The sequence below is a fragment of the Streptomyces sp. KL2 genome, assembly GCF_046529545.1.
GTDB lineage: Bacteria > Actinomycetota > Actinomycetes > Streptomycetales > Streptomycetaceae > Streptomyces > Streptomyces radiopugnans.
In genome coordinates this window covers 4,566,771-4,579,001 of record NZ_CP127170.1, presented here as the reverse complement: position 1 = coordinate 4,579,001, position 12,231 = coordinate 4,566,771, and the positions used below count along the sequence as shown (strand labels likewise).

The 12,231-nt window shown below is 72.4% G+C and carries 9 protein-coding genes; 5 read left to right on the top strand and 4 right to left on the bottom strand.

The features are described 5' to 3' along the window. Positions 1–4: 4 nt before the first annotated feature. Together QPK52_RS20560 and QPK52_RS20555 are read right to left on the bottom strand one after the other, a co-directional pair. Complete coding sequence (locus QPK52_RS20560) at positions 5–1,042, bottom strand: ABC transporter ATP-binding protein (protein ID WP_410538937.1); 1,038 nt, start codon at positions 1,040–1,042, stop codon at positions 5–7. 30 nt (positions 1,043–1,072) lie between these two features. Further along, positions 1,073–2,449, bottom strand: a complete 1,377-nt coding sequence (locus QPK52_RS20555) for an NYN domain-containing protein (protein WP_410538936.1) — start codon at positions 2,447–2,449, stop codon at positions 1,073–1,075. A 308-nt stretch (positions 2,450–2,757) separates the two neighbouring features. Here QPK52_RS20555 and QPK52_RS20550 point away from each other — a divergent pair, with 308 nt between their 5' ends. Further along, positions 2,758–2,931, top strand: a complete 174-nt coding sequence (locus QPK52_RS20550) for a hypothetical protein (RefSeq protein ID WP_410538935.1) — start codon at positions 2,758–2,760, stop codon at positions 2,929–2,931. An 87-nt stretch (positions 2,932–3,018) separates the two neighbouring features. Here the strand turns inward: QPK52_RS20550 and dnaE are convergent, their stop codons facing one another. Beyond that, on the bottom strand, positions 3,019–6,561 hold the full coding sequence (gene dnaE / locus QPK52_RS20545; RefSeq protein ID WP_410538934.1) for a DNA polymerase III subunit alpha: 3,543 nt from the start codon (positions 6,559–6,561) through the stop codon (positions 3,019–3,021). Positions 6,562–6,865: 304 nt separating this feature from the next. Between dnaE and QPK52_RS20540 the strand changes: the two genes are divergently transcribed. The 3 genes from QPK52_RS20540 to QPK52_RS20530 all read left to right on the top strand — a co-directional run bounded on the left by QPK52_RS20540 (position 6,866) and on the right by QPK52_RS20530 (position 10,276). Next, a complete protein-coding gene (locus QPK52_RS20540; protein WP_410538933.1) occupies positions 6,866–7,558 on the top strand; it encodes a hypothetical protein in 693 nt (230 codons plus the stop codon). A 49-nt stretch (positions 7,559–7,607) separates the two neighbouring features. Next, a complete protein-coding gene (locus QPK52_RS20535) occupies positions 7,608–8,399 on the top strand; it encodes a thioredoxin domain-containing protein (protein WP_410538932.1) in 792 nt (263 codons plus the stop codon). Between the two features lie 218 nt (positions 8,400–8,617). After that, the gene (locus QPK52_RS20530) at positions 8,618–10,276 is read left to right on the top strand and encodes an alkaline phosphatase D family protein (RefSeq protein ID WP_410538931.1); all 1,659 of its coding nucleotides are present in this window, start codon (positions 8,618–8,620) and stop codon (positions 10,274–10,276) included. A 53-nt stretch (positions 10,277–10,329) separates the two neighbouring features. Here the strand turns inward: QPK52_RS20530 and QPK52_RS20525 are convergent, their stop codons facing one another. Continuing rightward, a complete protein-coding gene (locus QPK52_RS20525) occupies positions 10,330–10,920 on the bottom strand; it encodes a dienelactone hydrolase family protein (protein WP_410538930.1) in 591 nt (196 codons plus the stop codon). A gap of 139 nt (positions 10,921–11,059) precedes the next feature. On the opposite strand from QPK52_RS20525, the gene QPK52_RS20520 reads away from it, so the two are divergent. Then, positions 11,060–12,202 carry a mechanosensitive ion channel family protein gene (locus QPK52_RS20520; protein WP_410538929.1) on the top strand — a complete coding sequence of 381 codons (1,143 nt, stop codon included), beginning with the start codon at positions 11,060–11,062 and terminating at the stop codon, positions 12,200–12,202. Positions 12,203–12,231 lie beyond the last annotated feature (29 nt).

Below are 12,231 nucleotides of genomic sequence, written 5' to 3'. Positions count from 1 at the left end.
GTGCTCACACCTTCACCAGACCTTCCGTGTGTCCTCCCAGCGCCAGGTAGACGTCCTCCAGACTCGGCATGGCGAGGGTGAAGTCGTCCAGCGCGGCGAACGCCGGGCCGCCGGTGACGGCTGCCACCGCCGCACGCGCCTCCTCCGGGGGCAGCCGCAGCGTCCAGCGGCGGCCCGTCTCCACGGCGTCCGGGCGCAGCGCGGCGACCTCGGGAACCTCCAGCGGCGGCCGGTCGCGCCACACCAGCTCCAGCCGCACGTCCTCGCCGACCATGGCCTTCAGGCCCGCGGGGGTGCCGCAGGCGACCGCCCGGCCGCGGTCCATCACCGCGACCCGGTCCAGGACCAGCTCGGCCTCGATGACGTTGTGGGTCACCAGGACGACCGTGGCCCCGCGCTCGGCCCGCCGCCGGTCGACCGCCGCCCACACCGCGCGCCGCGCGACGGGGTCCATGCCGGCCGTCGGCTCGTCCAGCACCAGCAGGGGCCGCTCCCCCACCAGCGCCGCCGCCACACAGGCCAGCCTCCGCTGGCCGCCGGAGAGCCGTTTCAGGGGGCGTGAGGCGATCGCGCCGAGCCCCAGCTCCTCCAGGACCTCGCCGCTCTCGCGGCGCGCGGCCGCCGCGTCCAGGCCGCGCAGCCGTCCGGTGGTCTCGGCGGCCAGCGCCACGGTCAGCTCGTCCAGCGCGGTGGACTCCTGGCCGAGGTAGGCCAGCAGCCGCGCGGCCCTCCGCGGATGGCGGACCAGATCGTGGCCGAGGACGTCGACGCGTCCGGAGTCGGGGCGCAGCAGCCCGGTGAGCTGGCGCACCAGGGTGGTCTTCCCGGCGCCGTTCGGGCCGAGCAGGCCGAAGACCTCGCCGTGCCGGACGGTCAGGCTGACGCCGTCGCTGGCCCGTACGGCGGGGGCGGCCGGGGCGCCGCGGCGGCCGCGCCGGGCGGGGTAGGTCTTGACCAGGTCGTGGACGCGTACGGCGGCCGGCTCCGGCATCCCCACGCCGTCCACCGCGTCGCCCACCGCCTGCCGAGTGCCCGTGCTCACGAGCTACGAGGGTACGCGCCCGGCGCGGGCTCACTCCGCGGCGGGTGCGCGTTCGCCGGCGGTGCGGGCGTCGACCTCGCGCCAGAAGCCCGCGCGGATCGCGTAGCGGTCGTGCTCGTCGATCTGGTCGTCCTTGTGCGCGAGCAGGCCGAAGCGGGCGGCGTAGCGCAGCAGCTCGCCGTCGATGCGGTGCGGGATGCGGGGGTACTCCCCCGACAGCGTCCGCAGATGGGCGGTGGTGGCCAGCCGTTCGATCCAGCGGCGGGCGAAGACCTGGCCGACCTCGAAGGGGTCGCCGCTGACGGTGGTGATGTCCTCCTCGCGGTCGGCCCACCGCTGCTCGGCGGTGGTGAGCTGGGCCAGCATCGGCAGGGCGGCGGCCTCGGGGGACTCGGGGGCGGTGCCCCGGTCGATCCACCCCTTGTCGGAGGACCAGCGCAGGGTGGCGGAGGCGGGGGCGGAGGGGGCGTTGTTCTGGTGCACGGCGGGCCGGCCGAGTCCGGCGAGGTCCTTGGGGGTGGGCACGCCCCGGCCGTGGCCGGTGTCGGCGGACCGTCCCCCCTCTCCCCCGCCCCCTTCCGCGAGCCCTCCCTCGGGTTCCCGGGCCCTCTCCTGTGCGAACTCCCCGGGGACGGGGGCCGCGACGCCGTTCCCGCCGGGGGCCGGGACCGGAACGGCCGTGTTCCCGGTGCCCGCCGCGTCGGCGGTGCCCGCGGTACTCGCGGTGCCCGCCGCGGGGACCCCCGTACCTCCGGAGGCGGTGGCCGGGGCGTTCCCGCCGGAAGGGGCGGGCTCGGGCAGCGGGGCGGAGAGGATGGCGGCGATCTCGGGCTGCTGGGGCGGGCAGATCCCGGTGACGTCCCTGGCCCGTACGGCGCGGGTGATCCAGGCGCGGTCCAGGACGCGCCGCTCGTCGGCCTCGGCGACCAGGTCCTCGGACTGGTTGTAGTCGCCGTCGGCGGCCTGGACCGCCCACAGGTGGACGGCGACGCCGTGCTCCTTGGCGGACATCAGCCCGGGCAGCAGGTCGCCGTCCCCGGTGACCAGCACGATGTCGGAGCAGGCGCGGTTGCGGGCCAGCTCCGTCAGCTCGGCGTGCATGGCGGCGTCCACGCCCTTCTGCGCCCACCGCCCCTCGCTGCGGGTGAGGGCGCCGAGCCGCACCGTCACACGCGGCATCACCCGCAGCCGCCGGTGCTCGGGCTGGGGCACCCGGTCGGGGGCGCCGTCGAACCAGTAGATGCGCAGCAGCCGGCAGCCGGTGTCCTGCTCGGCGCGCTCGCGCAGCCCCTGGATGAGCACGGAGTGGTCCACGGTGATCCGGGAGCGCGCGGGCTCGCCCGCCAGGAGGCTCGCGGCGGCGCCCAGGAGATATCCGGCGTCCACCAGGACGACGCAGCGGTCCACGCTCCACCCACTCTCGGTACGACCGGCACGCCCGGTACGGCCGCCGGGGCCGGTGACACCTCGCGCGGCCGCGGCGTGTCCGCCCCGGCCCCGCTCCTTCGAACCTGTTTCGAGTCTGCCCGACCGTACAGGGCTTATAGGTTCCGGCTCGATCTTCGGCGTGGCGGGACGCCGGTGTCCACCGTGCGGGCGGCCCCTTCCGGTCGGAAGGGGCGGCTACCGAGGGCTGTCGCCCGACATGCGCACCGTGCGGAGGCGTGCGACGCTGGGCACGGCCCATCGTTCCGAGATCCGCACAGGAGGAGATCATGGGCAAGCCCAAGAAGGAAGGCCGCGGGCAGCGCGGCGGGCGCATCGTCGCCGAGGAGACGCAGGAGCAGTCGAAGGCCACCGCCGAGCGGATGGCGCGGACGCAGCCGGCCGCGCAGGGCACCCCCGCCGACGTGGCGCGCAAGCACCGCAGGCGCTTCGGCCACAACTGACACCACCGCCGCGCACGGCACAGCGGCGGTCACCGCGACGGGGCGCCCCGGGAGGACCGGGGCGCCCCGTCGCGCGTACGGCCCGCCTCAGCCGGCCAGGCAGGAGGGGCCGAGCAGTGCCTTGAGGTCGCCGAAGAGCGCGGGGTCGGCGGTGACCCGGTGCCGGTCCAGACGCAGCACCGTCGTCTTGCGGCTGCCCTGCAGCCTGACCCGCACCTCGGTGGAGCCGCGGTGGTGGGTGAGCACCTCCCCCAGCTTCTCCACCAGCGGCGGGGTGACCTTGACGGTGGGGATGGTGATGGTGACGGGCGCGTCGGAGGCGGCGTCCGACAGGTCGGGGACCATCAGCTCCATGGCGACCAGGCGGGGGATGTCCTCGCGCTTGTCCAGGCGCCCCTTGACGAAGACCACCGCGTCCTCCACGAGCTGGGTGGAGACGAGCTGGTAGGTGGCGGGGAAGAACATGCAGTCGATCGAGCCCGCCAGGTCCTCCACGGTGGCGATCGCCCAGGCGTTGCCCTGCTTGGTCATCTTCCGCTGGAGCCCGGAGATGATCCCGCCGATGGTGACGATCGAGCCGTCGGAGAAGTCGCCGCCGGTGAGCTGGGAGATCGCCGCGTCCGTCTTGTCGGACAGCACGTGTTCCAGACCGAACAGCGGGTGGTCGGAGACGTAGAGGCCGAGCATCTCCCGCTCCTGGGCGAGCAGGTAGCTCTTGTCCCACTCCTCGGGGGAGAACTCCACGTCCATGCCGAAGCCGGGGCCGCTGTCGGAGGACTCCTCCCCCATCCCGCCGAAGAGGTCGAACTGCCCCTCGGCCTCCTTCCGCTTGACCTGCACCACGTTGTCGATCATGGTCTCGAAGTGCGCGGTCAGGCCCTTGCGGGTGTGGCCCAGCTCGTCGAAGGCGCCGGCCTTGATCAGCGACTCGACGGTGCGCTTGTTGCACACCACCGCGTCGACCTTGTCCAGGAAGTCGGGGAAGGAGGTGTACTTCCCCTTGGCCTTGCGGCAGGCGACGATCGAGTCCACCACGTTCTGGCCGACGTTGCGCACGGCGGTCAGCCCGAAGACGATCGTGTCGTCTCCGCGCGGGGTGAAGTTCGCCTCGGACTCGTTGACGTCCGGCGGCAGCACCTTGATGCCCATGCGGCGGCACTCGTTGAGGTAGACCGCCGACTTGTCCTTGTCGTCGCGGACGGAGGTCAGCAGGGCGGCCATGTACTCGGCCGGGTAGTTCGCCTTGAGGTAGGCCGTCCAGTAGGAGACCAGTCCGTACGCCGAGGAGTGCGCCTTGTTGAAGGCGTATCCGGCGAAGGGCACCAGCACGTCCCACACGGCCTGGATGGCCTCGTCGGAGTAGCCCTTCTCCCGGGCGCCCTTCTGGAAGTTGACGAACTCGGCGTCCAGGACCTCCTTCTTCTTCTTGCCCATCGCCCGGCGCAGCAGGTCGGCCTGTCCGAGGCTGTACCCGGCGAGCACCTGGGCGGCCTTCTGCACCTGCTCCTGGTAGACGATCAGGCCGTAGGTGATGTCGAGGACCTCCTTGAGAGGCTCCTCCAGCTCCGGGTGGATCGGGGTGATCTCCTGCTGCCCGTTCTTGCGCAGCGCGTAGTTGATGTGGGAGTTCATGCCCATCGGGCCGGGCCGGTACAGGGCCGAGACCGCGGAGATGTCCTCGAAGTTGTCGGGCTTCATCATGCGCAGCAGGGAGCGCATGGGGCCGCCGTCGAACTGGAAGACGCCCAGGGTGTCGCCGCGCTGGAGCAGCTCGAAGGTCTTGGGGTCGTCCAGCGTGAGGTCGAGCAGGGTGATGTCGACGCCCTTGTTGGCCTTCACCAGCTTGACGGCGTCGTCCATGATCGTGAGGTTGCGCAGGCCCAGGAAGTCCATCTTCAGCAGGCCGAGCGACTCGCAGGTGGGGTAGTCCCACTGGGTGACCACCGCGCCGTCGTTCTTGGGGCTGAAGACCGGCACGTGGTCGATCAGCGGCTCGCTCGACATGATCACGCCCGCGGCGTGCACGCCCATCTGCCGCACCAGTCCCTCGATGCCGCGCGCGGCGTCGATGACCTTCTTCACGTCCGGCTCGTTCTCGTACATCCCCCGGATCTCGCCCGCCTCGTTGTAGCGGGGGTGCTTGGGGTCGGTGATGCCCGACAGGGGGATGCCCTTGCCCAGGACGTCGGCGGGCATCGCCTTGGTGATGCGGTCGCCCATGGCGTACGGGTAGCCGAGCACACGGGCGGAGTCCTTGATCGCGGCCTTCGCCTTGATGGTGCCGTAGGTGCCGATCTGGGCGACCTTGTCGGCGCCGTACTTCTCGGTCACGTAGCGGATGACCTCACCGCGCCTGCGCTCGTCGAAGTCGATGTCGACGTCGGGCATGGAGACGCGCTCGGGGTTGAGGAACCGCTCGAAGATCAGTCCGTGCTCGATCGGGTCGAGGTCGGTGATGCCCATGGCGTACGCCACGATCGAGCCGGCCGCGGAGCCGCGGCCGGGACCGACGGCGATGCCGTTGTTCTTGGCCCACATGATGAAGTCGGCGACGACCAGGAAGTAGCCGGGGAACCCCATCTGGACGATGACGTCCATCTCGTAGTCGGCCTGCTTCTGCCGGTCCTCGGGGACGCCGCCGGGGTAGCGGCGGGCCATGCCGCGGCGGACCTCCTCGCGGAACCAGGACTCCTCGGTGTGGCCTTCGGGCACGGGGAAGCGGGGCATCAGGTCCCGCTTCTCGAACCATCCGGTGGTGTCGATCTGCTCGGCGACCAGGAGGGTGTTGCGGCAGCCCTCCTGCCAGGCGTCGGAGGAGTCGATGGCGTACATCTCCTCCGTGGACTTCAGGTAGTAGCCCGAGCCGTCGAACCGGAAGCGGTCGGGGTCGGAGAGGTTCTTGCCGGTCTGGATGCACAGCAGCGCGTCGTGCGCCTCGGCCTCGTGGGAGTAGGTGTAATGGCTGTCGTTGGTGACCAGCGGGGGGATGCCCAGCTTCTTGCCGATCTCCAGCAGCCCGTCGCGGACCCGGCGCTCGATCTCGATGCCGTGGTCCATCAGCTCCAGGAAGTAGCGGCCCTTGCCGAAGATGTCCTGGTACTCGGAGGCCGCCTTGAGCGCCTCGTCGAACTGGCCGAGCCGCAGCCTGGTCTGCACCTCGCCCGAGGGGCAGCCGGTGGAGGCGATCAGGCCCTCGGAGAACTCGGCGATCATCTCCCGGTCGGTCCTGGGCCACTTGACGAAGAAGCCCTCCATGTAGGCGTCCGAGGAGAGCCGGAAGAGGTTGTGCAGACCGGCCTTGTTCGAGGCCCAGATCGTCTTGTGGGTGTAACCGCCGGAGCCGGAGACGTCGTCGCGCTTCTGGTGCGGCTGGCCCCACTGGACACGGCGCTTGTACCGCCTCGACTGCGGGGCGACGTACGCCTCGATGCCGATGATCGGCGTGACGCCCGCCTTGGTGGCGTGCTGGAAGAAGTCGTAGGCCCCGTGGAGGTTGCCGTGGTCGGTCATGGCGATGTGCGTCATGCCCATCTCCTGACACGCCTCGAACATGTCCTTCAGCCGCGCCGCACCGTCCAGCAGGGAGTACTGCGTGTGTACGTGCAGGTGTGTGAACGGCGGTTTGGCCACGGCGGAGGACCTCCAACGAGCGGGCTTGCGGCGCTTCCGGACGGCTCCGAAGTCTAGTCCCGGGGCCGGCGGGGACCCGCCGCCCGGCGGGTGCGGCGGCTCGTTCCGCGTGTCCCCGCGCCGGCCGCCGCCACACCCCTGGAGCCCCTGCGAGATCCCGTGCGCCCCTCCTCGGAAAATCCCCGGCACCACACAGGTCACACCGCCCGCACCCGCGGCCGCGGACATCGGTCGTGTTGCGATCCTCACCCGGTCCACGCCCTTTAGGCACTTCTTAGCGGAGCCCGTGGCACACTCGGCTGCGATGAGCAGGACCGGCTTTCCCGACACAGGCATCCGGGCGGTGCGCGCCGCGGTCTTCACCGCGGTGTGCCTCGTGCTGTCCGCGGGCGCCCATGTGCTGCTCTCGGCCGGCCCCCTGCCCTACCCGCCGCTCCTGGCGGTCGGCGCGGCGGTGTTCGCGATCGCCTTCGCCTTCGCCGGGCGCGAGCGGGGTTTCCGGGCGATCGCCGCGCTGCTGGTGCCGCTGGAGCTGGCCGCCGACACCGTCTTCACCACCGGCCAGCACGCCTGCTACGGGCAGGCCGGCGGCCCGGTGGCCGGGCCGCTGCGCGCGATCGGCCTGGACCTGCTGTGCGCGGGGGGCGACTTCGGCACCCCGCTGGCGCGGATGACCGCCTCCGGCGCGTCCCCGCTGCCCGTGGCCGCCCATCCGGCCGCCCCGTGGCTGCTGCTGGCCGCGCATGTGGCCGTCGGCCTGGCGGCGGCCGCGTGGCTGCACCGGGGCGACGCGGCGCTCGCCCGGCTGCTGCGCGCCGCCGCGGCGGCCGTCTTCCGGCCGCTGCTGCTGGCCGTCGGCGTCCGGCGCACGGCCGGCAGGGCTCCCGGCCGCCCGCCCCGCCCCGCCCGCCACTCCCGCGCGCGCCACGCGCTCCCGTTGCTGACCCACTCCGTCGTACGGCGCGGACCTCCGTGCTCCGCGGCCCTCGCCGCCTGAGCACCACCGTCCCCACCCACCACGAACCGGACACGGAGAACACACCCCCATGAGCAAGCGCAACAGCCAGGAAGCCAAGCGCGCCGCCCGCGAGCGGCTGAAGATCGAGCGCGAGAGGCAGGCCAGGAAGGACAAGATCCGCCGCCAGGCCGTCGTCGGCGGCTCGGTGCTGGCGATCCTCGCGGTCGCGGGCGGCATCGGCTTCGCCGTCGCCAACATGGACGACGGCGGCAGCGACAAGTCCTGGGCCGACGCGGCGGACAAGAAGCTGGTGAAGCCGGCCAACGCCGCCGGGAAGAACGGCACGATCGTGCTCATCGGCGACGAGGGCGCCAAGAAGACGATCGACGTCTACGAGGACATGCGCTGTCCCGCCTGCGCCAACTTCGAGCAGGCCCTCGGCGAGACGGTCAAGAAGGGCGCGGAGGACGGCAAGTACAAGCTGCAGATCCACCTCGGCAGCATCATCGACGGCAACTTCGGCGGTGACGGCTCCAAGAACGCCGCCAGCGCCCTGGGCGCCGCGCTCGACGTGAGCACCGAGGCCTTCAGCGAGTACCACTCCCTGCTGTACTCGGCCGAGCACCACCCGCCGGAGAACGAGGACAAGTTCGCCGACAACGACTACCTGCTGAAGGTCGCGGAGAACGTCGACGCGCTCAAGGACAACAAGGAGTTCGAGGCCGCCATCGAGAAGGGCACCTACGACAAGTGGGCGCTCGAGATGATCGACAGCTTCAACGAGGCCGGTGTCCAGGGCACCCCGACCGTACGGATCGACGGCAAGGACGTCGAGGTCAGCGCGCTGCCCGCCGAACTGGAGAAGCTCGGCGTCAAGTGACCGGCCGATGACCCGGCGGCGCCGCACCGGCCCGCCGGTACGCCTCTGAAGCGGCGTACCGGCGGGCCGGTCCCGTTCCCGGTGCGGCCCGGGTGCGGTGCGGCCCGGTGCGGCCCGGTGCGGCTCACGGTGCTTTCAGGACAACGTCGTTCGACCAGTGGGCGAACTCTTTCCGGCGCCCTGTCCGGTAGCTCTACCGGCACGTAGCATCTGCGGCCGTGACCGACACCCACACCGCATCCCACACCCCTGCCCCCACGCGGCGCACGGTCGTCGCGGCCACCGCCGCGACCGCCGCCGGCGCCGCGCTGCTGCCACTGGCCGCCCCGCGGCACGCCCGGGCCGCGCAGGGCCCGGCCTTCGCCCACGGAGTCGCCTCCGGGGACCCGCTGCCCGACGGCGTCCTGCTGTGGACCCGGGTCACCCCCACCCCCGACGCGACGCCCGGTTCGGGTCTGGGCGCGCCCGTGGAGGTCTCCTGGGAGGTCGCCGAGGACCGCGCCTTCACCCGCGTCGTCGCCTCCGGCCGCACCACCGCCACCGCGGAGGCCGACCACACCGTCAAGGCCGACGTACGCGGGCTGCGGCCGGCCACGGGGTACCACTACCGCTTCTCCGCGGGGGGCGTGCTCTCCCCCGCCGGGCGCACCCGCACCGCGCCCGCCGACGGCACGGCCGCGGACCGCGTCCGCTTCGGGGTGGTCTCCTGCTCCCACTACGAGAGCGGCTTCTTCTCCGCCTACCGCCACCTCGCCGCCCGTGCCGACCTCGACGCCGTCCTCCACCTGGGCGACTACATCTACGAGTACGGAAAGGGCGAGTACCCGCTCAAGGACGGGGTCGTCCGCGAGATGCGCCCCGTCCACGAAACAATCACCCTGGCCGACTACCGGCAGCGCCACGCCCACTACAAGAGCGACGCCGACCTCCAGGCGCTGCACGCCGCGCACCCGGTGATCGCGATCTGGGACGACCACGAGACCGCCAACGACGCCTGGTCCGGCGGCGCGGAGAACCACACCCCCGGCACGGAGGGCGACTGGGAGGCGCGCGCCGCGGCCGCGCGCCGGGCGTACTTCGAGTGGATGCCGGTCCGCCCCTCGGTCGAGGGCACCGTCTACCGGCGGCTGCGCTTCGGCGACCTCGCCGACCTCCACCTGCTCGACCTGCGCTCCTTCCGCGACCGCCAGGCGGGCGTCGGCAGCGGCGACGTGGACGACCCCGACCGCACCATCACCGGCCGCGCGCAGCTGGACTGGCTGAAGTCCTCCCTGGCGTCCTCCGGCGCCCGGTGGCACCTGGTGGGCACCTCGGTGATGATCTCGCCGATGGCCTTCGGCTCCGTGCCGGCGTACCTGCTCGGGCCGCTGGCCGAACTGCTCGGCGTGCCCCGCGAGGGCCTGGCCGTCAACGTCGACCAGTGGGACGGCTACACCGACGACCGGCGCGAACTGCTGACGCACCTGCGCGACCGCGGCATCGGCAACACCGTCTTCCTCACCGGCGACATCCACATGGCCTTCGCCAACGAGGTCCCCGTCCGGGCCGCGACGTATCCGCTCCAGCCCCCGGTCGCCACGGAGTTCGTGGTCACCTCCGTCACCTCCGACAACATCGACGACATCCTGAAGGTGCCGCCGCACACCGTCTCCTCCGTCGCGGAGACCGCCATACGCGCCGCCAACCGGCACACCAGGTGGCTCGACATGGACTCGCACGGCTACGGCGTCCTCGACGTGGACGCCGAGCGGACCCAGATGGACTACTACGCGCTGTCGGACAAGACCGACCCGCGGGCGTCCGCCGTCCACGTGCGCTCCTACCGCACCCGCTCGGGCACGCAGCGGGTGGAGCGCGCGGACGGTCCCGTGCGCTGAGGCCGCGCCACCGTACGGGAGGCCCCAGGGCCACCGGCCTCCCGTACGCGGTGTCAGCGGTCCGCCGGCTCCTCCAGCTCGGCCAGGAAGGCGAGCGCGGTCCGCCAGGTCCGCTCGGCCGCGTCCCCGTCGTGGTCCGGCAGGCCCGGGTCGGTGAACAGGTGCCCGGCCCCGGGGTAGCGGTGCACCTCGACGTCCGCGCCCGCCCGCCGCATCCGCAGGTACCAGGCGTTCAGCCAGTCGTGCGGCTCGAAGGGGTCGGGGTCGGCGACGTGGAGCTGCACGGGCAGGTCGTCCACGGCCGCGTCCTCGGGGATGTCGGAGGTGCCGTGGAGGAGCAGCAGCCCGCGGGCGCGGGTGTCGGCGAGCGCGAGGTTCTGGGCGATCGCCCCGCCCAGGGAGAACCCGGCGTACACCACCCCGCGCTCCGAGAGCGGAGCGGTGGCGGCGACGGCCCTCCTCAGCAGTTCGTCGCGGCCGATCTCGTCCTTGATCGCCATGCCCTCCTCGACCGTCCCGGCCGTCCGCCCGCCGTACAGGTCGGGGGTGTGGACCTCGTGCCCGGCCTCCCGCAGTCTCCCGGCCGCCTCCTCGACGGCGGGGCGCGGCCCGTAGGCGGAGTGGAACATCACAACGGTGGGCACGGTGTCACTTCCTCAGCAGGTCAGCCTCATGATCCGTCTCACGGCGCCGCGCCGGGGGCGGAGTCCTCCCATGGTGCCAGGTACGGTCGGTGGGGTCCTTCTTCCGTCCCCTGGAGTCTTCCGAGGAGTTCACACCACCATGGAGAACGTGCTGCGGCCGCTGATCGTCTTCGGCGGCGCCATCTTCCTGGCGTTCGCCGTCGGCTGGGCGGTGGACCGCGCGCTGCGGCGCATGGACGCCCGGCATCCGGAGACCCCGCTGTGGGGTCTGCTGCGCAGCGGCAGGGTCCCGCTCCGGGCGGTGGTCTTCGTCGGACTGCTCAACGCCTTCTCCGACGAGACCCACCTGGCCAGGGACCACCAGAGGACCGTCGACCTGTGGCTGGACCTGATACTGATCGGGGCCGCCGCGTGGCTGATGCTGCGGGTGCTGACCGCCGTGGTGGAGACGGCCTACTCCCGGTACGCCGGGATCGCCCACGACGCGGCGCGGGTGCGGCGGGTGCGCACCCAGCTGACGCTGATCAAGCGGCTGGCCACGGCGGTGGTCACGGTGATCGCCGGCGCGGCGATGCTGCTGCAGTTCCCCGCCATGGAGAAGCTGGGCACCTCCATGCTGGCCTCCGCCGGTGTGCTCGGCATCGTCGCCGGCATCGCCGCCCAGTCCACGCTGGGCAACCTCTTCGCCGGCCTGCAGATCGCCTTCGGTGACATGGTGCGCATCGGCGACACGGTGATCGTGGACGGCGAGTGGGGGACGGTCGAGGAGATCACCACCTCCTACCTGGTGGTCCTCACCTGGGACGAGCGCCGGATCACCATGCCGGTGTCCTACTTCACCAGCAAGCCCTTCGAGAACTGGACCCGCGGCAACCCGCAGATGACCGGCACCGTCTACCTCCACCTCGACCACTCGGCGCCGATCGCCGAGATCCGGCGCAGGACCGAGGAGATCGTGCGCGCCAGCGACGCCTGGGACGGCCGCAGCTGGGGGCTGGTCGTGACCGACTCCACGCCCACCACGATCGAGGTCCGCGCGACGATGACGGCGCGCAGCCCCGACGACATCTGGACGCTGCGCTGCGAGGTCCGCGAGGGGCTCATCACCTGGCTCCACCGGGAGCACCCCTACGCCCTGCCCCGCGTCACCACCGCGCAGGCGGCTCCGGCCCCGGCCTTCGAGCGGGGGGCGGAGCGAGCACCGGAGCGGGGGGAGACGGGCGCGGACGGCCGGGCCGGCGGCGGGCGGCCGGGGATACCGGACGCGCGGAAGCCGAGCTGAGCGGGCGGACGGGCACACCGGGCGGACGG

What these genes read in the sequence shown, in the direction of transcription:
- QPK52_RS20520 (WP_410538929.1), top strand. Translation starts at nt 11,060, where the DNA reads ATGGAGAACGTGCTGCGGCCGCTGATCGTCTTCGGCGGCGCCATCTTC.
- QPK52_RS20540 (WP_410538933.1), top strand. Translation starts at nt 6,866, where the DNA reads ATGAGCAGGACCGGCTTTCCCGACACAGGCATCCGGGCGGTGCGCGCC.
- QPK52_RS20535 (WP_410538932.1), top strand. Translation starts at nt 7,608, where the DNA reads ATGAGCAAGCGCAACAGCCAGGAAGCCAAGCGCGCCGCCCGCGAGCGG.
- QPK52_RS20550 (WP_410538935.1), top strand. Translation starts at nt 2,758, where the DNA reads ATGGGCAAGCCCAAGAAGGAAGGCCGCGGGCAGCGCGGCGGGCGCATC.